The sequence below is a fragment of the Pseudolysinimonas sp. genome, from assembly GCF_051954455.1.
Classification (GTDB): Bacteria; Actinomycetota; Actinomycetes; order Actinomycetales; family Microbacteriaceae; genus Pseudolysinimonas.
The window spans coordinates 55,321-74,754 of sequence record NZ_JBQCHS010000015.1 but is presented as its reverse complement, the minus strand read 5'-3'; the positions used below and the strand labels follow the sequence as shown (position 1 = coordinate 74,754).

21 protein-coding genes and 2 tRNA genes are annotated in these 19,434 nt (G+C 72.1%); 14 read left to right on the top strand and 9 right to left on the bottom strand.

Going from position 1 to position 19,434, the window contains the following annotated elements:
* Positions 1–74: 74 nt before the first annotated feature.
* The 3 genes from ACTHM3_RS06675 (at position 75) to ACTHM3_RS06665 (ending at position 3,338) form a co-directional block, all read left to right on the top strand.
* Positions 75–1,157, top strand: a complete 1,083-nt coding sequence (locus tag ACTHM3_RS06675; RefSeq protein WP_440405328.1) for a sugar ABC transporter substrate-binding protein — start codon at positions 75–77, stop codon at positions 1,155–1,157.
* Positions 1,158–1,236: 79 nt separating this feature from the next.
* Positions 1,237–2,007, top strand: a complete 771-nt coding sequence (locus ACTHM3_RS06670) for an ATP-binding cassette domain-containing protein (protein WP_440405327.1) — start codon at positions 1,237–1,239, stop codon at positions 2,005–2,007.
* A complete protein-coding gene (locus ACTHM3_RS06665) occupies positions 2,004–3,338 on the top strand; it encodes a sugar ABC transporter permease (protein ID WP_440405326.1) in 1,335 nt (444 codons plus the stop codon). Before ACTHM3_RS06670 ends, ACTHM3_RS06665 begins: the two co-directional genes overlap by 4 nt.
* A gap of 40 nt (positions 3,339–3,378) precedes the next feature.
* Here the strand turns inward: ACTHM3_RS06665 and ACTHM3_RS06660 are convergent, their stop codons facing one another.
* Positions 3,379–5,010 carry a glycoside hydrolase family 13 protein gene (locus ACTHM3_RS06660; protein ID WP_440405325.1) on the bottom strand — a complete coding sequence of 544 codons (1,632 nt, stop codon included), beginning with the start codon at positions 5,008–5,010 and terminating at the stop codon, positions 3,379–3,381.
* Positions 5,011–5,037: 27 nt separating this feature from the next.
* Here ACTHM3_RS06660 and ACTHM3_RS06655 point away from each other — a divergent pair, with 27 nt between their 5' ends.
* The 3 genes from ACTHM3_RS06655 (at position 5,038) to ACTHM3_RS06645 (ending at position 7,163) form a co-directional block, all read left to right on the top strand.
* On the top strand, positions 5,038–6,915 hold the full coding sequence (locus ACTHM3_RS06655) for a glycoside hydrolase family 13 protein (RefSeq protein ID WP_440405324.1): 1,878 nt from the start codon (positions 5,038–5,040) through the stop codon (positions 6,913–6,915).
* 52 nt (positions 6,916–6,967) lie between these two features.
* Positions 6,968–7,039: transfer RNA gene (locus ACTHM3_RS06650), tRNA-Thr, on the top strand.
* A 47-nt stretch (positions 7,040–7,086) separates the two neighbouring features.
* Positions 7,087–7,163 (top strand) — tRNA-Met (locus ACTHM3_RS06645).
* A gap of 76 nt (positions 7,164–7,239) precedes the next feature.
* Here ACTHM3_RS06645 and ACTHM3_RS06640 read toward each other — a convergent pair.
* A complete protein-coding gene (locus ACTHM3_RS06640; protein ID WP_440405323.1) occupies positions 7,240–7,377 on the bottom strand; it encodes a hypothetical protein in 138 nt (45 codons plus the stop codon).
* 17 nt (positions 7,378–7,394) lie between these two features.
* Here ACTHM3_RS06640 and ACTHM3_RS06635 point away from each other — a divergent pair, with 17 nt between their 5' ends.
* Entirely contained in the window at positions 7,395–8,249 is an 855-nt protein-coding gene (locus ACTHM3_RS06635) for an endonuclease/exonuclease/phosphatase family protein (RefSeq protein WP_440405468.1), read from the top strand.
* Here the strand turns inward: ACTHM3_RS06635 and ACTHM3_RS06630 are convergent.
* The 4 genes from ACTHM3_RS06630 to ACTHM3_RS06615 are packed head-to-tail and all read right to left on the bottom strand — an operon-like array spanning position 8,237 to position 11,873.
* Positions 8,237–8,971: an alpha/beta hydrolase family protein gene (locus ACTHM3_RS06630; protein ID WP_440405322.1), complete on the bottom strand. Its 735-nt coding sequence runs from the start codon at positions 8,969–8,971 to the stop codon at positions 8,237–8,239. The two genes, ACTHM3_RS06635 and ACTHM3_RS06630, sit on opposite strands and share 13 nt — an antisense overlap.
* Positions 8,968–10,200, bottom strand: a complete 1,233-nt coding sequence (gene kynU / locus ACTHM3_RS06625) for a kynureninase (protein WP_440405321.1) — start codon at positions 10,198–10,200, stop codon at positions 8,968–8,970. The genes ACTHM3_RS06630 and kynU overlap by 4 nt, the downstream gene beginning before the upstream one ends.
* Positions 10,197–11,054, bottom strand: a complete 858-nt coding sequence (locus tag ACTHM3_RS06620; protein ID WP_440405320.1) for a tryptophan 2,3-dioxygenase — start codon at positions 11,052–11,054, stop codon at positions 10,197–10,199. Before ACTHM3_RS06620 ends, kynU begins: the two co-directional genes overlap by 4 nt.
* Before the next feature lie 21 nt (positions 11,055–11,075).
* A complete protein-coding gene (locus ACTHM3_RS06615; RefSeq protein WP_440405319.1) occupies positions 11,076–11,873 on the bottom strand; it encodes a M23 family metallopeptidase in 798 nt (265 codons plus the stop codon).
* Positions 11,874–11,970: 97 nt separating this feature from the next.
* Between ACTHM3_RS06615 and ACTHM3_RS06610 the strand changes: the two genes are divergently transcribed.
* The gene (locus tag ACTHM3_RS06610; protein ID WP_440405318.1) at positions 11,971–12,684 is read left to right on the top strand and encodes a lysophospholipid acyltransferase family protein; all 714 of its coding nucleotides are present in this window, start codon (positions 11,971–11,973) and stop codon (positions 12,682–12,684) included.
* Here ACTHM3_RS06610 and ACTHM3_RS06605 read toward each other — a convergent pair.
* Complete coding sequence (locus ACTHM3_RS06605) at positions 12,654–12,839, bottom strand: hypothetical protein (protein WP_440405317.1); 186 nt, start codon at positions 12,837–12,839, stop codon at positions 12,654–12,656. The genes ACTHM3_RS06610 and ACTHM3_RS06605 overlap by 31 nt on opposite strands.
* A 36-nt stretch (positions 12,840–12,875) precedes the next feature.
* On the opposite strand from ACTHM3_RS06605, the gene ACTHM3_RS06600 reads away from it, so the two are divergent.
* Positions 12,876–13,322 carry a GIY-YIG nuclease family protein gene (locus ACTHM3_RS06600; protein WP_440405316.1) on the top strand — a complete coding sequence of 149 codons (447 nt, stop codon included), beginning with the start codon at positions 12,876–12,878 and terminating at the stop codon, positions 13,320–13,322.
* Positions 13,323–13,331: 9 nt separating this feature from the next.
* Here ACTHM3_RS06600 and ACTHM3_RS06595 read toward each other — a convergent pair whose 3' ends face one another.
* Together ACTHM3_RS06595 and ACTHM3_RS06590 are read right to left on the bottom strand one after the other, a co-directional pair.
* A complete protein-coding gene (locus tag ACTHM3_RS06595) occupies positions 13,332–14,438 on the bottom strand; it encodes a zinc-binding dehydrogenase (RefSeq protein ID WP_440405315.1) in 1,107 nt (368 codons plus the stop codon).
* Between the two features lie 23 nt (positions 14,439–14,461).
* A complete protein-coding gene (locus ACTHM3_RS06590) occupies positions 14,462–15,325 on the bottom strand; it encodes an SMP-30/gluconolactonase/LRE family protein (protein ID WP_440405314.1) in 864 nt (287 codons plus the stop codon).
* Positions 15,326–15,426: 101 nt separating this feature from the next.
* Between ACTHM3_RS06590 and msuE the strand changes: the two genes are divergently transcribed.
* The 5 genes from msuE to ACTHM3_RS06565 all read left to right on the top strand — a co-directional run bounded on the left by msuE (position 15,427) and on the right by ACTHM3_RS06565 (position 19,302).
* Positions 15,427–16,038, top strand: coding sequence for an FMN reductase (msuE, locus tag ACTHM3_RS06585; protein ID WP_440405313.1), 612 nt, complete (start codon positions 15,427–15,429; stop codon positions 16,036–16,038).
* A 32-nt stretch (positions 16,039–16,070) separates the two neighbouring features.
* Positions 16,071–16,712: a LysE family translocator gene (locus ACTHM3_RS06580; RefSeq protein ID WP_440405312.1), complete on the top strand. Its 642-nt coding sequence runs from the start codon at positions 16,071–16,073 to the stop codon at positions 16,710–16,712.
* 63 nt (positions 16,713–16,775) lie between these two features.
* The gene (locus tag ACTHM3_RS06575; RefSeq protein ID WP_440405311.1) at positions 16,776–17,498 is read left to right on the top strand and encodes a CoA transferase subunit A; all 723 of its coding nucleotides are present in this window, start codon (positions 16,776–16,778) and stop codon (positions 17,496–17,498) included.
* Complete coding sequence (locus ACTHM3_RS06570) at positions 17,495–18,145, top strand: 3-oxoacid CoA-transferase subunit B (protein WP_440405467.1); 651 nt, start codon at positions 17,495–17,497, stop codon at positions 18,143–18,145. The genes ACTHM3_RS06575 and ACTHM3_RS06570 overlap by 4 nt, the downstream gene beginning before the upstream one ends.
* On the top strand, positions 18,142–19,302 hold the full coding sequence (locus ACTHM3_RS06565; protein ID WP_440405310.1) for an acetyl-CoA C-acyltransferase: 1,161 nt from the start codon (positions 18,142–18,144) through the stop codon (positions 19,300–19,302). Before ACTHM3_RS06570 ends, ACTHM3_RS06565 begins: the two co-directional genes overlap by 4 nt.
* Positions 19,303–19,434 lie beyond the last annotated feature (132 nt).

The window sequence follows — 19,434 nt, the reverse complement described above, 5'->3', positions numbered from 1 at the left end:
TTCGCGTGCCGACTCACAGTTGAGACCGGCGGGGCGAAACTTTCGCCCCACACCTCACAGCACGAAGGAGTGCCATGAAGAAGACCCTCATCGCGGCGGTCGTCGTCGCGGGAGTCGCCTCGCTGGCCCTGGCCGCCTGCTCCGGCAGCGGTTCCGGCTCGGGCTCCGGCGGCGCCAAGGCGTCGACCCGCGCCTGCGTCATCCTGCCCGACACCGCGTCGTCCCCCCGCTGGGAGAACGGCGACCGCCCGGCGATCACCAAGGCGCTCAAGGACGCCGGCTTCGACGCCGATGTCCAGAACGCCCAGGGCGACACCAACAAGTACGCGACGATCGCCGACCAGCAGCTGACCAAGGGCTGCGGAGTCATGATCCTCACGGACTACAACGGCGCGGCCGTCGCCGTGACCCAGAAGGCGCAGAAGCAGGGCATCCCGGTCATCGCCTACGACCGCCCGATCACCACGGGCAAGGGCGACAGCACGAAGATGCTGGCCGACTACTACGTCTCGTTCGACAACGTGAAGGTCGGAGAGCTCGAGGGGCAGTCGATCGTCGACGGCCTCAAGGCGGCGGGCAAGGACCCGGCCACCGCCGTCGTCGTGTACATGGGCGGCGACCCGACCGACGGCAACGCGGCGCTCTTCCACGAGGGCGCGGTCAAGGCCATGAGCGCGGCGGGCATCAAGCCGGCCGCCGAGCCGACCGGTGTCTGGGACGGCGACAAGTCCGCGACCAACTTCGAGCAGGCGCTGACCTCGCTCGGCGGCAAGGTCGACGCGGTCTGGTCGGCGAACGACACCAACGCCGCGGGCATCATCACGGTGCTCGACAAGAACGGCCTGAAGGTCCCGGTCTCCGGCCAGGACGCCTCGACGGCGGGTCTGCAGAACGTGCTGCTCGGCAAGCAGACCGCGACGGTCTACAAGCCCTACAAGCTCGAGGCCGACGCGGCGTCGCAGCTCGCGATCACGCTGCTGAAGGGCAAGAAGCCGTCGATCTCCGACAGCCTCTACGGCAAGCCGTTCATCGCCCAGACGCCGATCCTCATCACGGCGGACAAGGTCGAGCAGGTCGTCACCGCGGGTGACGCCAAGGCGTCGGACATCTGCACCGCCGACGTCGCCGCCGCCTGCGCGCAGTACGGCGTCAAGTAGTCCCACACCTCGAGGGCCCCGCTCCGGCATCGCGCCGGAGCGGGGCCCATCAGCCTGATCAGAAAGAGAGGACGGCGCCATGGCGGAGCCGACCGCATCCCCGCGCCCGCTCATCGAGCTGGTGGACGTCAAGAAGGGCTTCGGCCCGGTCAGTGTGCTGAAGGGCGTGCACCTGCGCGCCTATCCCGGCAAGGTGACCGCGCTGGTCGGCGACAACGGCGCCGGCAAGTCCACCCTCATCAAGGGCCTCGCCGGCGTGCAGCCCTACGACGAGGGCCAGGTGCTGTTCGACGGCGAGCCCGTCACGCTGCACTCGCCGCGCGACGCCGCGTCGCTCGGCATCGAGGTCGTGTACCAGGACCTCGCGCTCTGCGACAACCTCGACATCGTCCAGAACATGTTCCTCGGCCGCGAGGAGACCGAGTGGGGCACCTTCGACGAGGGCCGCATGGAGCGCGAGGCGTCCGAGACCCTGCGCTCGCTCTCGGTGCGCACGGTCAAGTCCGTGCGGCAGAAGGTGTCGTCGCTCTCCGGCGGACAGCGTCAGACCGTCGCGATCGCGCGCTCGGTGCTCAAGAAGGCCCGCCTCGTGATCCTCGACGAGCCGACCGCCGCCCTCGGCGTCGCGCAGACCGAGCAGGTGCTGAACCTGGTCAAGCGCCTGGCCGAGCAGGGCGTCGCGGTCATCATCATCAGCCACAACCTCGCCGACGTGTTCGAGGTCGCCGACTACATCAGCGTCCTCTACCTCGGGCAGATGGTCGCCGAGGTCGACGCCCGGAGCACCAACCGCGACGACGTCGTCGGCTACATCACCGGATCCAAGACCTACGCAGGAGAGGCAGCATGAGCTCGCCCAACGCTCCCGAAGCGCCCCTCCCGGTGACCGACACCACGAACCTCCCCGTCCCCACCGACGAGGGCTTGATCGGCTCCGGCATGGAAGGCGGTCTCGTCGACCAGACGCGCGCCTACCTGCTGCGCATCCGCAGCGGCGACATGGGCGCGCTGCCGGCCATCGCGGGTCTCGTGGTGCTCGGCGTCCTGTTCACGCTCCTGAGCCCCTTCTTCCTCACCGAGCGCAACTTCGCGAACCTGCTCACCCAGGCGGCGCCGCAGATCATGCTGGCGATGGCGCTCGTGTTCGTCATCCTGCTCGGGGAGATCGACCTGTCGGCCGGCACCACGTCCGGCGTGGCGATGGGCTCGTTCGTCGTGCTGTCCGACCCGGGCGGCATCAACATGAACTGGATCCTGGCGCTCGTCCTGTCGTTGCTGGCGGGCGTCGTGATCGGCGGGTTCATCGGGTTCTTCGTCGCGCGCGTCGGGATCCCGTCGTTCGTCGTGACGCTGGGCCTGTTCCTCGGGTTCCAGGGGCTCGAGCTGCTGATCATCGGGACGGGCGGCCTCTACCGCGTCCAGCAGCCCGAGATCCTCGCCATCCAGAACAACAACCTGCTCCCGTGGCAGGGCTGGGTGATGCTCGCCGTCATGCTGCTGATCTCGTTCGCGACGTCGATGCTCGACCGCCGACGGCGCACGCGAGCCGGGGTGCCCAACCGCACCATCATCCTCATGTGGATCAAGCTGGCGCTGATCCTCGTCATCGGCGGCGTCGTCGTGTTCCTCCTCAACGAGAACCGCGGCCAGGTCAACGTCCTGAACGGCAAGGTCGTGTCGGGCCAGGTGATCGAGGGCGTGCCCATCGTCGTCCCGATCGTGCTGGTGATCCTGTGGGCGGGCACCTTCCTGCTCGATCGCACCCGGTACGGCCGCTACCTCTACGCGATCGGCGGCAACGCCGAGGCGGCACGGCGCGCCGGCATCAAGGTCATCGGCATCAAGTGGATCGCGTTCGGGATCTGCTCCACCCTCGCGGTCGTCTCCGGCCTGTTCAGCGCATCCAAGGTGGGATCCGTCGACGCCTCGTTCGGGCACGACACGGTCCTGTCGGGTGTCGCGGCCGCCGTCGTCGGCGGGGTCTCGCTGTTCGGAGGCCGTGGGCGTCTCGTCCACGCCGCGGTCGGCGCGATGGTCATCGCGATCATCACCAACGGCCTGGGTCTGCTCAACCTCGGCGGCGGCATCAACCTGCTCGTCACCGGCGGCGTGCTGATCCTCGCGGCGACGGTGGACGCGGTGTCGCGGGTGCGCTCCGGCGGTTCGTTGTTCCGACGATGACCCTGCGCTGGGCCGGGCGCGCTTCTGGTGGGCGCCCGGCTCAGCGCAGCCAGACCGTCGTGTCGCCCGGGAGCCGACCCGGCGCGACCGGCCCGCTCGCGACGAGCACCTCGCCGTCGGGCAGCACCGCCTCCTCCGCGCCGACGTTCGCGACGACGGTGACGTCGCCGACCCGGAACGTCAGCACCTCCCCGGAGCTCGGCAGCCACTCCAGCTCCGCCGCACCCAGCCCGTGCTCGCGCCGCGCCGCGAGCGCGGCCCGGTAGAGCTCGAGCGTCGAACCGGGGATCCCGTCCTGACCGTCGCGGGCGTACGACGCCCAGCTCGACGGCTGGGGCAGCCACGAGGAGTCCGTGGGACCGAAGGCCTGAGACGGCGCACCCGCGGTCCACGGGATCGGCACCCGGGCGCCGTCGCGCCCGTAGCTCGCGCCGCCCGTGCGCGCGAACGTCGGATCCTCGCGGGCGGCGTCCGGGATGTCGATGACCTCGGGGAGCCCCAGCTCCTCGCCCTGGTACACGTACGCGGAACCCGGCAGCGCGAGCATGAAGAGCGTCGCCGCCCGCGCCCGCCGGAGGCCCACCGACTCGTCGGGGTGGTACGGGGAGCGCGGGCCGAGGCCCTCGCCCTGCGGCGGCGGCGGGGTGAGCGCGAAGCGCGTGGCATGCCGGATCACGTCGTGGTTCGAGAGCACCCACGTCGACGGGGCGCCGACGCGGGAGAACGCGGCGAGCGATCCGTCGACCACCTCGCGCAGCTGGGCGGCATCCCACGGCGTCTCGAGGTAGACGAAGTTGAACGTCTGGTGCAGCTCGTCGGGGCGCACCCAGTCCGCGAGCTTCGGCAGCGGATGCACCCAGGCCTCGCCGACGAGCGCGCGCGGCGGGTCGTACGCGTCGGTCACGCGCCGCCAGTCGCGGAAGATCTCGTGCACGCCCGGCTGCGCCCACATGGGCGCGTCGACCGTGTCGCCGCCCATGGAGCCCCCGGGAGGCGGGGTGAAGTCCGGCAGGCCGGCCGCCTTCACGAGCCCGTGCGCGACGTCGATGCGGAACCCGTCGACGCCGCGGTCGAGCCAGAACCGCAGCACGTCGAGGAAGAAGGCCTGGACTTCGCCGTTCGTCCAGTCGAAGTCGGGCTGCGACGTGTCGAAGAGGTGCAGGTACCACTGTCCGGGGCGCCCGTCCGCCTCGACGACCCGGGTCCAGGCCGGGCCGCCGAACACCGACTGCCAGTTGTTCGGCGGCACGTCGCCCCCGACGCCGCGCCCGTCGCGGAACAGGTAGCGCGCCCGCTGGGGCGAGCCCGGGCCGGCGGCGAGCGCCGCCTGGAACCAGGGGTGCGCGCTCGAGCTGTGGTTCGGAACGATGTCGACGATCACCTTGAGGCCGAGCCCGTGCGCCGTGGCGAGGAGCCGGTCGAACGCCGCGAGGTCGCCGAACAGCGGGTCGACGTCGGTGTAGTCCGCGACGTCGTAGCCCGCGTCGTGCTGGGGCGAGACGTAGAACGGCGAGAGCCACACCGCGTCGGCGCCGAGGCCCGCGATGGCGTGGAGCCGCGCCGTGATCCCGTCGAGGTCGCCGACGCCGTCGCCGGTCGAGTCGGAGAACGAGCGCGGGTAGACCTGGTAGATGACGGCGGTGCGCCACCAGTCGTTCGCGGGAGTCGGCATCCCTCGAGCCTAGATAGCGTGAGGGGCATGGAGCGCCCCCTCGCCGACCGCCCCCACCACGACGGCTCGCCCCTCTACGTCTCGACGCAGACGCCCTCGCTCGGCGACACCGTGCGCGTGCGCGTGCGGGTGCCGCGGATCTGGGGCGACGCGGTCGTCGTGCGCACCCGATCCAACCCCGACCGCGAGCCGCGCTTCGACGACGCGGTCGTCGTGCACGAGGACGCCGCGGCGGTGTGGTGGGAGGCGGCGCTGCAGGTCGAGAACCCGGTGCACGGCTACCGGTTCCTGCTCGAGCGCGCCGACGGCGCGACGCACTGGCTGACGAGCGCCGGCCTCTCGCACACCGAGACGCGCGACGTCGACGACTTCCGCATCGTGTGCTTCGCGGCGCCGCCGGAGTGGGGGCGCGCGTCGGTCATGTACCAGGTGTTCCCGGACCGCTTCGCGCGCTCGGCGGCGGCGGACGAGCGGACGCCCCCGGAATGGGCGGAGCCCGCCGCGTGGTCCGACCCGGTGCAGCTCGAGGGGGAATCGCGCTGGCGCCAGTTCTACGGCGGCGACCTCGCCGGGGTGCAGGAGCACCTCGACCACCTCGCCGATCTCGGCATCGATCTGCTGTACCTCACGCCCGTCTTCCCCGCCGGATCGAACCACCGCTACGACGCGCACTCGTTCGAGGTCGTCGACCCGCTGCTCGGGGGCGACGGGGCGCTCATCCGGCTGGTCGAGGCGGCGCACGAGCGCGGCATCCGCGTCATCGGCGACCTCACGACCAACCACTCCGGCGACACGCACGAGTGGTTCCGCGCGGCGTACGGCAACCCCGAGGCGCCCGAGAGTGCGTTCTACCTCTGGCTCGACCAGGGCCAGACGAGCTACGTCTCGTGGATGGGGGTGCCGAGCCTGCCGAAGTTCAACTGGCAGGCGGAGGAGCTGCGCCGCCGCTTCATCGAGGGTCTCGACTCGGTCGTCGCGAAGTGGCTGAAACCGCCGTACTCGCTCGACGGCTGGCGCGTCGACGTGGCCAACATGACCGGCCGGTGGCGCGACGAGGACCTCAACGAGGCCGTGCGCCGGGCGGTCCGGCACACGATGGTGCAGGTCTCGCACGACACCCTCCTCATCGGAGAGTCGACCAACGATGCGGCCTCGGACTTCCCGGGCGACGCCTGGCACGGCGCCATGACGTACGCGAACTTCACCCGCCCGCTCTGGAACTGGCTCTCGGTGCCCGGCTCTCCCGCGGGCGGCGGCCTCGGCATGACGCTCGGCCGCACGAGCGACTACACCGGCATCGACTTCTACGACGCCCACCGCGAGTTCGCGGCCGCGTTCCCGTGGCGCACCCGGCTCACGACGATGAACGCGCTCGACACGCACGACACCCCGCGCTTCCTCACCTCGGCGCGGGAGGGCGCCGTGCCGGTCGCGTTCGGGCTCGCCGTGAGCATGCCCGGCATCCCGGTCGTGTGGGCGGGCGACGAGTTCGGGCTGACCGCGCGCGACGGCGAGGAGTCGCGCACGCCGATCCCGTGGGACCGGGCGGGCGATCCGACGGTCGCCGCCACGATCGCGCTGTACCGCCGGCTCATCGCGCTGAAGCGGGCGCACCCGGCGCTGAACGGCGGCGGCATCCGGTGGCTCGCGGTCGCGGACGACGCCGTCGCCTTCGTCCGCGAGACCGCGGAGGAGTGCGTGCTCGTCGTCGCGGCGCGCGCCATCACGGTGCTCGACCTCGGCGACGAGCTGCCGGACGACGCGGAGCTCGTCGCGTCCGAGGCGCCGGGCGACGTGGCGTGGGAGGCGGGCCGCGTGGCCGTCCCGGGGCCGACCTTCGCCGCGTGGAGGTTGCCCGGTGTCGCGCTCCCGGCGTGGGAGGCGGGCGACGTTCCGGCGGCTTAACCGGCCGGAACCGGATGCTAGAGTTTTCCGGTTGCCGCGCGCGTCGCGGAACGCCCCGATAGCTCAGTGGTAGAGCACTTCCATGGTAAGGAAGGGGTCGTCAGTTCAATCCTGACTCGGGGCTCAGAGCCCCTGTCGGTGCACCACGCGGCGGTGGGGGTTCCCCCTTGTGGCTGAGTAGCTCAGTTGGTGAGAGCGCACGACTCATAATCGTGAGGTCGCGGGTTCGAGTCCCGCCTCAGCTACCACGTATCGATCATGTCGGCGACGCACGCCGGTGAGGGCGACGCACGCCGGTGAGACCGACGACTTGCGCCGGCGAGGTCAGCCGAGGTTCTGGGCGATGATCCCGATCGTCACGAGCACCAGGCTGCCGGCGGTGGCGACGAGCCCGACGATCGCCGTGATGCGGGCGAGTGGGGTCCACGAGTCGGTGGGGGGAAGGAACTCGGGGTCGGTCATGAGGGTGCCTCGATTCGCTGAGGTCCTCAGGATATGTCGGCACCCCGCCCCGGCGAACGCCCCGAGATTCAGGGGCACGAGGCGACCCGATCGGAAGCGCTACCGGCCTGACGCCTGGACGCGAGCCGGGAGGCGAGCCGAGCGCCCCCGACCCCGCTAGCGTCGGAGTCATCGACACCGAGCAGCAGGCCGCGCCCCTCGCGGTCATCACGTACAACCTCTGGGAGGGGCGCGCCCAGGGCGAGCTGACCGACCTCGTCGGCCGCCGCGATCCGGACGTCGTCTGCGTGCAGGAGGCGCGTGCCGCCAGCCTGCCCGAGCGCGTCGGGGGGCTGCACCTCGCGGTGGCGACCTCGCGCAACCGGTTGGGCGTCGCGCTGTACGTGAAGGCCGAGCGGCTCGAGATCGAGGAGGCGCTGACCGTGCAGCTCGCGACCTCCCGGCACGACCGCTGGGTCGGCGGCACCGACCACCGGCTCGCCGCGACGCGGGTGCGGGACCTCGCCACCGGCCGAGGGGTCGTGCTCGGCTCGTTCCATGCCACGCCGTTCACCGACTCCAACGCGGCCCGGCGCCGGCAGGTCGACGACGCCCACGACGCCCTGCGGCGGCTCGGCCCCGGCCTGCCGTCGATCATGGCGGGGGACTACAACCACCCGATCCTGCTGTTCATGCTCAACCAGCACTTGCAGCGGCGCGGATTCGCGATGGCCCGGACCGCCTCGAGCACCTACCGTCGAGACGGCAACCTCATGCGGGGCAAGTTCGACGTCGCGACCGTCCACGGGTTCGAGGTGGAGGAAGCGGTGACGCTGCCGCAGGGCGTCTCCGATCACCTCCCCGTGCTGTTCCGGATGTCCTACGCGGCCTGAGCGCGGAATGCCGCCGCGACCGCCCCGAAGGCATCCGCGGTCGGGTCGATGACGTCGAAGTGGTCGGCGTCGAGCAGCTCGAGCCGGATGCGGTCGTCGCGCGCGGCGTACCGCGTCGAGTGATCCGCGGGCACGACGTCGTCGCGGCGCCCGTGCACCAGCACGACCTCGCCGTCGGGGAGCTCGAGCACCATCGGATCGATCGCGGCGATCCGCACGGGATCCGGGTCGCGCTCGCCGAGCAGGGCCGCGACGGCGCCGTCGGACAGCCGCGCGCGATGCGCCGCCGCGACGTCGAGCACGCCGGCAAGCGCGACCACGCGCCGCGGGGGCGTCGCGGCTCCGACGGCCGCGAGGATCGCGAGGTGCCCGCCCGCGGAGTGGCCCCCCACCACGACGTCGCCGGGGTCGACCCCGAGCAGGGGCGGCACGTCGCGGAGGATCCGCCGGGCGTCGTCGAACGTGCCCGGGTCGCCGCCGCCCGCGTCGCCCACGCGCCGGTACTCGGGCAGCGCGACCCGGTGACCGAGGCCGGCCAGAGCGGCCGCGAGGTGGCGCAGATGACGCCGGTCGTAGGCCGCCCGCCAGAACCCGCCGTGAAGGAGGATGACCGCACCCCGCGGCGGACCGGCCGGGTCGAAGAGGTCGACGACGCCCGTCTCCCCGTCCGCGTAGCGCGCCGTGGCATCCGGCTCGGGCGCCGGGCGGTCGAGCACGTTCACCGGGCGGGGGAGCCGACGGCGCGGGCGAGCTCGGTCGCGATCCGACGGACGGCGCCGTCGACCTCCGAGAAGGAGGTGCTGAGCGGCGACATCCCGAGACGGATGCCGTCCGGCCGCCGGAAGTCCGGCACGATCCCGCTCCGCCAGAGCGCCCCGATGAGCTCCGGGAACGCCGGGTGGTCGACCGTGATGTGCCCGCCGCGGAGCGCCGGGTCCCGCGGCGTCGCGAGCCGCGCCCCGAGCGGCGCGAGGAGCTCGTCGTGCAACCGGACGGCGTGCTCGGTGAGGGCGACCGACTTGGCGCGGATGCGGTCGATGCCCGCCTCCTCGATCAGATCGAGCATCGCCGCCATCGGCTGCATCGCGAAGACCGGTGGCGTGCCGCTCACGTACCGTCGGATGCCGTCGGCCGGTGCGTACTCCGGCCCCATCACGAACGGGTCGCGGGCGCCCATCCAGCCCTGGATCGGCTGTGCGGCGTGCTCGACGAGCCCCGCGCGCACGTAGAGGAAGGCGGGCGAGCCCGGGCCGCCGTTCAAGTACTTGTAGGTGCAGCCGGTCGCGAAGTCGACGCCCCAGGCGTCGAGCTCCATCGGCACCGATCCGACCGAGTGGGAGAGGTCCCACACGACGAGGGCGCCGGCCTCGTGCGCCGCCGCGGTGATCCCGGGGACGTCGGCGATGTGACCCGAGCGATAGGCGACGTGGCTCAGCACGACCACCGCGGTGTCGTCGGAGAGGGCGTCGCGCACGTCGTCCACGGTGACCCCCGCCGACGGATCCGGGTCGAGCCAGCCGATCGTCGCCCCGCGCTCGGCCGCGATGCCCTGCACCACGTACCGGTCGGTCGGGAAGTTGCCGCGATCGACGAGGATCGTCCGCCGGTCCGGCCGCGCCGTGAGCGCGGCGCGGATCAGCTTGTACAGGCTCACCGTCGTGGAGTCCCCGACGATCGTCTGGCCCGGCGCCGCGCCGAGGGCGAGGCGGGCCAGCCGGTCGCCGAGCGTGAGCGGGAGGTCGAACCAGCCCTCGTCCCAGCTGCGGATCAGCCGCTCGCCCCAGGCGTGCTCGACGAAGTCGGCCATCCGGGCCGGCAGTTCGCGCAGCGGGCGACCGAGCGAGTTGCCGTCGAGGTAGAGCAGGTCGGGATCGTCCGACCCGACGAAGCGGTCGCGGAAGGCGGCCAGCGGGTCGGCGGCGTCGAGCTCGGCCGCGGCGGGCGCGCTCACGGCGCCTCGATCTCGGTCCGGAGCGCGAACAGCTCGGGGAAGAAGGAGAGGTCGAGGGCGCGGCGGAGGAAGTCCACGCCGCTCGATCCGCCGGTGCCCTGCTTCGATCCGATCGTCCGCATCACCGTCCGCATGTGGCGGAACCGCCAGAGCTGGAAGTTCTCCTCCAGGTCGACCAGTTCCTCGCAGGCCTCGTAGAGGTCCCAGTTGTCGTCGGCCGTCTCGTAGATCCGGGCGAGAACGTCGCGGAGCCCGTCGTCGAGCACGTGCGCGACCGTCACGTCGCGGTCGAGGATGCGCGTCGGGATCGGCAGCCCCCGCCGGGCCAGCAGGCGCAGGAACTCGTCGTACAGGCTCGGGGCCTCGAGCGCCTCGCGGAGCATGGCGGCGTTCTCCGGCTCGCCCGCGAACACCTGCAGCATGCGGGCGTTCTTGTTGCCGAGCACGAACTCGACCGCGCGGTACTGGGCCGACTGGAACCCCGACGACCTCGCGAGCGAGTCGCGGAACTGGACGTACTCCGTGGGCGTCAGGGTGGCGAGCACCGACCACTGCTCGATCATCGAGCGCTGGATGTGCTTGACCCGGGCGATCTTCTTGAGCGCGTCGCGAAGGTTGTCGGCCGCGAGCGACGCGCAGGCCGCGCGCAGCTCGTGCAGCACCAGCTTCAGCCAGAGCTCCGTCGTCTGATGCTGGATGATGAACAGCAGCTCGTCGTGGTGCTCGGGCGTGCTGAGCGGGTGCTGGGCCGCGAGCAGGGTGTCGAGCTCGAGGTAGGACCCGTAGGTGAGCTGGTCGCGCAGATCGGTGACGATCGACGCCTCCAGATCCCGCGTGTTGGACTCCGACGTCATGGGGTCCATCCTCGCGCTCCCTCAGCCGAGGGTGACGCCGCGCTTCGCCATGAACGGGACCGCGTCGACGGCCTTCGTCGAGATCCGGGTCTCGAAGTGCAGATGGCAGCCCGTCGCGGCGCCGGTGCGACCGACGCGGGCGATCTCCTGCCCCGCCTCCACGTTCTGCCCGACCTTCACCTCGGTGCCGCCGTTCACGATGTGGGCGTACCCCGTCTGGATGCCGTCGCCGTGCTCGAGGAGGATCCAGTTGCCGTAGGTGCCGTCCGGCTCCGCCTGCACGACGGTGCCCGCGGTGGCGGCGTGGATCGGTGTGCCGCACGGCGCGGCGATGTCGGTTCCCGCGTGGAAGTCGCGGGTGCCGGCGACCGGGTGGTTCGGGCGCGGGCCGAAGCCGTCGCTGATCATGCCGACGACGGGGAGCGCCCACGGCTGACCCATGAGCTGACCGTTGTCGAGCACCCGCTCGTCGCCGACGGCCGCCGAGTCGACGAGGGCCTGCGGCTCGTCGGCCGAGTAGTCGTCGCGGGTGAGCGCGGTCGTCAGGTCGTCGACGGAGGCCCGCTGGGCGGTGCCGGGTGCCGCGACCGCGCCGCTCGCCTCGGCCGGTGACCCGGTGGTCGCGAGTACCGGCACGGCGGCGACCCCGAGCAGCCCGAGCGCCGAGACGGCGGCCAGGAACACGTGCGCCGGCCGATGCGGATGCGTGGCGCGGCCGCGACGCGGGGTGGCGGCGGACCGACGCCGGCGGGACCGCACCCGCTCGTGGGCGAGGCGCTCCTTCCGGGTCGCGAAGGAGGGAGAGATGTCGATGGGCATGCCCTATCCACGGTAGCCGGGCACCCGCCGGCGATGCTGGCAAGCACCCGGACGCCGATACCCTGGAGGCTCCCGATCCGATCCCGACGAGGCCGACATGTTCTACGCGTTCCTGAAAAACGTCGCGATCGGACCGTGGGTCCGGGCGCTCTGGCAGGTATGGCAGAAGGGGCTCGACAACATCCCGCGGCACGGCGGGGTGATCATCGCGAGCAATCACCTGTCGTTCCTCGACCCGGTGTTCCTCCCGCTCATGCTGCGCCGGCCGATCAGCTTCCTCGCCAAGAGCGAGTACTTCACCGGGCGCGGCCTGAAGGGCTGGCTCGTACGCCGCTTCTTCTTCGCGGTCAAGCAGCTCCCGATGGACCGCTCGGGCGGCCAGGCCTCGTCGAGCTCGCTCGGCGCCGGGCTCGAGCACCTCGCCAAGGGCGGCCAGCTCGGCATCTACCCCGAGGGCACCCGGAGCCTCGACGGCCGCCTGTACAAGGGCCGCACCGGCGTGGCCCGGATGGTGCTCCAGGCCGAGGTGCCGGTCGTGCCGATCGCCATGGTCGGCACGTTCGAGGTCATGCCGTCCGGGGCGAAGCTCCCGCGCCGCCGGAAGGTCGGCATGATCGCGGGGGAGCCGCTCGACTTCAGCCGTTTCTACGGTCGGCAGAACGACGGCGACGTGCTGCGTCAGATCACCGACGAGATCATGCAGGCCATCCAGAAGCTCTCCGGGCAGGAGTACGTCGACGAGTACGCACCCCGGCGCGTGACGTCGGGCGCCGCGCGGGGTCAGAGCCCGCGGCCGCCGCGGCGTGCGTAGTACACGACCACGACGACGACGAGGACCACCAGCACGACCGCCGGGATCGTGAGCCATCCGAGGTCGGGGCCCGTTCCGGTGTCCTGGCAGTCGACCCCGCCAGCGCACGACGTCGGAGGCAGCGCGGTGAGCGCAACGCCGGGCATCTCAAGCACGACTCGAGTGTCCTCCCCCGGGGCGACACTGTCACGATGGACGCGGTCGAGGATCTGCTGCCCTACCCGTGCCTCGTCTGCGGCTCGCGCGTGGGGGTGCGCTACCCGTCCGGCTGGATCTGCGCGGTCTGCGAGTGGCGGCACGGCGAGGTCCCGGACGGCGACCTCGCCCCGCCACGGCTCGACGTCGTCTACTACCTGCGCCAGGACGACCGCATCAAGATCGGCACCACCGCCAATCCCCGTCAGCGCTTCGGGGCGATCCGGCACCAGGAGCTGCTCGCCTTCGAGCGCGGCGACCGCCGGCTGGAGCGGCGGCGGCACGAGCAGTTCGCCGTCGACCGGTTCCCGGGGTCCGAGTGGTTCCGGCTCACGCCCGCGCTCGCGGCGCACATCGACGTGGTCGCGGCCGGCCGCGACCCGTGGGACGTGCACGCCCGCTGGCGCAGCGAGCTGCTCGCGCTCCGCGGCCTCGGAGCGTAGACGAGGTCGCTAGGGGCGCAGCGACGGGATGAGCGACACCTTCACGGAGCGACCCGCCGAGTCGCCCACGAGGTCCAGCGCCTCCTGGAAGCTCTCGAGCGGGAACTGGTGGGTGCAGATCTCGTCCATCGGGAGGGTCTGCGCCTCGAGCAGCTTGATCGCCGCGGGCCACGTGTGCGGGCCGAGGTGGGCGCCGCGCACGTCGAGCTCCTTGTCGTCGGAGATGATCGACCAGTCGACGGTGGCGGCGTCCTTGAACACCGAGTACTCGACGAACCGGCCGAGCTTGCGCAGCAGCGCGAGGCCCTGCGGGATGGCGGAGGGATGCCCGGTCGCCTCGATGTAGACGTCGGCCCCGTAGCCGCCGGTGAGCTCCTTGATGCGCGCGACCGCGTCCTCCGTCGTGATGTTGACGACGATGTCCGCTCCGACCTCCCGCGCCAGCTCGAGCTTCTCGTCGAGCACGTCGAGGGCGATGAGCCGCAGGGGGTTCTTCTGCCGCGCGCCGGCGATGGCCGAGAGCCCGATCGGGCCGGCTCCGGCGACGACCACGGTGTCGTCGAAGCGGATCTCCGCCCGCTCGACGGCGTGGAACGCGCACGACAGCGGCTCGGCGAACGCGGCGACCTGGCCGGGCAGCTCGCGCGACACCGGGTGGGTGAGCGCGCGCGGCGGCACCAGGACGTACTCCGCCATCGCGCCGTCGTAGCCCTTGAAGCCGAACATGTCGTGCACGTCGCACATCCAGTACGAGCCCTCGCGGCAGTACAGGCACTCGCCGCACGGCACGATCTGCTCGGCCGCGACGCGATCACCCAGTGCGACCCCGCGTCGCTCGAGCGCGGCGGGATCGCCGGCGACGATCGTTCCCACGAACTCGTGACCCGGGATCCGTCCGCGCTCGACCCACTCCGGCCGCCGCTCGTCGCCCCAGAACTTCGCGGCGCCGTGGTAGCACTTGAGGTCGCTCGCGCAGATGCCGACGGCGTCGACCCGGAGCAGCAGCTCGCCGTCACCGGGTTCGGGCACCGGGCGCTCCTCCAGGCGGTAGTCCTCGGGGCCGTGCATCACGACGGCGCGCATCGTGGCGGGAAGGGAGTCGGCGACGCTGCTCATGGCAGCACCCTACGGCGGGGCGCTCAGCCCGCGAAGGGCAGCGGCGGAGCGCCCGCGACGTCGGTGCGGATCGCGTAGAGCGAGCCGGCCTGCGGCTCCTCGTCGTCGCCGAGGCCCTCGCGCGACGTCGTGATGTAGAGGGTGCGGAGGTCGGGGTCGCCGAACGCGCACGCCGTCACCTTCGTCGCGCCCGGGACCGCGATCTCCTCGACGAGCGCGCCCGCCGGGTCGTAGTGCCGGACCGCGCCGCCGCCGTAGAGCGCGACCCAGAGACCGCCCTCGACGTCGATCGCGAGGCCGTCGGGGCCGCCCGGGGTGCCCTCGATCTCGACGTGCGAGCGACGGCCGCTCCAGGCTCCCGTCGCCGGGTCGACGTCGACGCGGTCGATGCGGCCGGTGGGGGAGTCGACGTAGAACGCGGTCAGGCCGTCGGTCGAGAACTGCAGCCCGTTGGAGACGGTCACGCCCTCCAGCACCGTCGTGACGGTGCCGTCCGGGGCGACCCGCTGCAGCGATCCACCCGCGGGGGTGGCGCCGTACGCCATCGACCCGATGAGGAACGCGCCGAGCGGATCGCACCCGCCCTCGTTGAGGCGCACGCCGTCGCCGACGAGACCGGTGGCGATCGGCGAGAACGCCGTGAGGCCGGCGTCCGCCGCGAGCACGTCGCGTTCGGTCGCGACGACGAATCCGCCCGACGCGCGCCGTCGGACGACGGCCGCGACCCGCGACGGCACCGCGTGCCGCTCGATCCGACCGCTCTCGTCGCGGCTCACGATCGCGCCGGCGAGCATGTCGACGAGGAGCAGGCGGGAGCGCTCCGCATCCCAGAACGGCCCCTCGCCGTGATAGGCGATCGGGTCGGTCAGGCGTTCGGCGGCGGTCATGCCCCCAGCCTGCCCGATCGTCTCCGGTCGCCGGGCGTCACCCGAGGTCACGCGGCGTCACGTGTTTCCGCCCAGCGGTCGCCGCGGAGCATCATCGGGGCATGGCAGCAGACGGAGCGCGCCCCCTCACCGTCGTCGGCGTGAGCGGGAGCCCCACCCGGCCCTCGCGCACGACGGCCCTCGTCGAGCACGTCACCGACGTGTTCGCGAGCGAGCTGGGCGGCGAGGCCGTCCTCATCGAGCTCGCACCGCTCCTCACCGACCTCGGCGCCGGCCCGTACCGCAGCGACCTCGGGCCGGCCGCGATCGGGGCGCTGGAGACGGTGGAGCGCGCCGACGTGCTCGTCGTCGGCTCGCCCGCGTACCGCGCGACCTACACCGGCCTGTTCAAGCTGTTCTTCGACCACATCGGGCAGTACGCCCTCACCGACACCCCGATCGTGCTGACCGCGACGGGCGGCAGCGACCGGCACGCGCTGCTCGTGGAGCACCAGATGCGGCCGCTGTTCGGCTTCTTCCAGTCGCTCACCCTGCCGCTCGGCATCTTCGCCAACGAGGGCGACTTCACCGACTACCGCGTCGACTCCGCGGAGCTGTCCGGCCGCATCGAGCAGACCGTGACGCGCACCATGCCGCTGCTCGCGTCCCACCTGCGGCTCGATCCCCGGATCGCGGCCGCCGCTCCGGAGTTCGCGCGCCCCGACTGGGCCTGACTCCTCTCGCCGTCTGCGCCATGATGTCCCACATGCCCGCGGTCGGAACCCTTCTGACGTTCTCCCTGGCGTCGCTGATCCTCATCGCGATCCCGGGCCCCGCCGTGCTGTTCGTCGTCGGCCGATCGCTCGCACTCGGACGACGGGGCGGCCTGCTCAGCGTGATCGGCAACGAGCTGGGCGCCGTGCCGCTGCTCGCGATGGTCGCGCTCGGGGTGGGAACGATCGTCGCGGAGTCGGTGCCCGTCTTCACCGCGATCAAGATCGCCGGCGCGGCCTACCTCGTCTGGCTCGGCGTGCAGGCCATCCGGCACCGGAAGCAGGGCATGGACGGCGCGGACGAGGTCGGGCGGCCGCCGGCGCGCTCGTTCACGCTGATCCGTCAGGGGTTCGTCGTCGGGGTCACGAACCCGAAGACGATGGTGTTCTTCGTCGCGGTGCTGCCGCAGTTCGTCGACCTGCGCGCGGGCGCCGTCCCGGTGCAACTCGTCGTGCTCGGTCTCGTGTTCCTCCTCATCGCGTGCCTCTGCGACAGCGTGTGGGCCCTCGCGGCGAGCACGGCGCGCGGGTGGTTCGCGCGCTCGCCGAAGCGCCTCGCCGCGATCCGCGCGACGGGCGGCGGGATGATGATCGGGCTCGCCGGCGTGCTCGTCGCGACCGGATCGAAGAGCTAGTCCGCCGCGCGGGGTGCCCGGTCGCGAGGTAGCGTTTCAGGGACCCTCGACGAAGGAGTGCGGATGGGCAAGCTGGTCGGCGGCGCCGCCGACGCGGTGCGCGCCGTGGCCCGTGACGGGATGACCGTGGCGGTCGGCGGTTTCGGCCTCTCGGGCAACCCGACCACGCTGATCCGGGCGCTCGTCGAGAGCGGCGTGCGGGATCTGACCGTCGTCAGCAACAACATGGGCGTCGACGGCAAGGGCCTCGGTCTGCTGCTCGAGAACCGGCAGGTCGCCAAGGTGCTCTCCTCCTACGTCGGCGAGAACCGTCTCTTCGCCCAGCAGTACCTCGACGGGGAGCTCGACGTGGAGTTCGTGCCGCAGGGGACCCTCGCCGAGCGGCTGCGCGCGGGCGGCGCCGGCATCCCCGCGTTCTTCACGCCCACCGGCGTCGGCACCCCGATCGCGGAGGGCAAGGAGGAGGCGGAGTTCGACGGCGTGCGCGCGATCCTCGAGCGCGGCATCGTCGCCGATCTCGCGCTCGTGCGCGCGTACCGGGCCGACCTCGAGGGCAACCTCCGCTACCGGCTCACCGCGCGCAACTTCAACCCGCTGGTAGCGACCTGCGGCCGGGTGACGATCGCGGAGGCGGACGATGTCCTGCCGGAGGGCTCCTTCCTCGATCCCGACGACATCCACACCCCCGGCATCTACGTGCATCGGCTGGTGCAGGCCGACCCGTCCGACAAGCAGATCGAGCAGAGGACCGTTCGCGAGCGTCCGAGCGGCGCGGTGGTGAACTGATGTGGAGTCGTGACGAGATGGCCGCGCTCGCGGCGGCGGAGCTCAAGGACGGCCAGTACGTGAACCTCGGGATCGGCATCCCGACCCTGGTCGCCAACCACCTCCCGCCGGGCGTGCGGGTCACCCTGCAGAGCGAGAACGGCATCCTCGGAATCGGGCCCTTCCCGTTCGACGACGAGGTGGATGCGGACCTCATCAACGCCGGCAAGCAGACGGTCACCCTGCTGCCGGGGGCGTCGATCTTCGACTCGGCGACGAGCTTCGGCATGATCCGCGGCGGCAAGGTGCAGACCGCGATCCTCGGCGCGCTGCAGGTGGCGGCGAACGGCGACCTCGCCAACTGGACGATCCCGGGCAAGCTCGTGAAGGGCATGGGCGGCGCGATGGACCTCGTGGCGGGCACCCCGCGGGTCGTCGTCATCACCGAGCACGTGGCCAAGGACGGCACCCCGAAGATCGTCGAGCGCTGCACGCTGCCGCTCACCGGCGTCGGCGTCGTGAACCGGATCATCTCGGATCGTGCGGTGTTCGACGTGGTCGACGGAGGATTGGTGCTGCGCCGCCTGGCCGACGACCAGACGGTGGATGAGCTGCGAACGCTGACGGGGGCCCCGTTCCGCGTCGCGATGGAAGGGGATCCCTCATGAGCAAGGCCGTCATCACCGGGTACGCGCGTACGCCGTTCACGCGCTTCACCGGCAAGCTGGCGACGATCCCGGCGGTGGCCCTCGGCGGCCACGCGGCTCGGCACGCGATGGAGCGCTCGGGCGTCGGCCCGGCGGCCGTCGAGCGGGTGTTCGCGGGCCAGGTCCTGCAGGGCCTCGCCGGCCAGAACCCCGCTCGGCAGGCCGGCGTGCAGGGCGGCCTCGGGATGAACGTGCCCGCCATGACGCTCAACGCCGTGTGCCTCTCCGGTCTCGAGGCGGTCGTCGCGGGCGCCGCGCTCATCGAGGCGGGCGGAGCCGACGTCGTGCTCGCGCTCGGGATGGAGTCGATGTCGCTCGCCCCGCACGCGTTCCCGGGGCGCACCGGCACCAGGTACGGTGCGATCGAGCTGGTCGACACCCTCGACCACGACGGCCTGACCGACGCGTTCGAGCACGTCTCCATGGGGTCCTCGACCGAGACCGGCAACGACGCGCTCCACCTCGACCGGGCGTCGCAGGACGCCTGGGCCGCCCGGTCCCACCAGCGCGCCGCCGCCTCCCGCGAGTTCCTCGCCGAGGAGATCGCGCCGGTCGACGCGCCGGCCGGCCGCATCGCGGAGGACGACGGCGTCCGCCCCGACACCACGGCCGAAACGCTCGCTCGGTTGCGGCCCGCCTTCCGCGAGGGTGGCACGATCACCGCGGGCAATGCGTCGCAGATCACCGACGGCGCGGCGGCGCTCGTGCTCATGAGCGAGGCGGCCGCGGCCCGCACCGGCGCGACGCCCATCGCCCGCGTGCTCGCCGCGGCGCTCGTCGCGGGTCCCGACATCCAGCTGCACCACCAGCCGTCGAACGCGATCCTCGCGGCTCTCACGAAGATCGGCCGCGATGCGTCGGCCCTCGCGCGGGTCGAGATCAACGAGGCCTTCGCGTCGGTCGCCCTCGCATCGGTGGACGCGCTCGGCGTCGATCCCGACATCGTCAACGTGCACGGCGGCGCGATCGCGCTCGGGCACCCCATCGGAGCGTCGGGCGCGCGGCTCGCCGGGACTCTCGCGCGGCAGCTCCACGAGCCGGGGGTGTCGGGTTTCGGCGCGGCGGCGCTCTGCGGCGGAGGCGGGCAGGGCTCCGCGGTCATCCTCGAAGCCGTCTGAAAGTCAACCCCTGCACGGCGTTCGTTCAGGCACGTAAAGTTCTGGGAGTCGAGTTCCGTTTGACGTGGACGGCCTCCCCAACACCCCGGCGATCTGCCGGCGTTCGGAGGACGTCCCGGTTTCTCGGCGAAG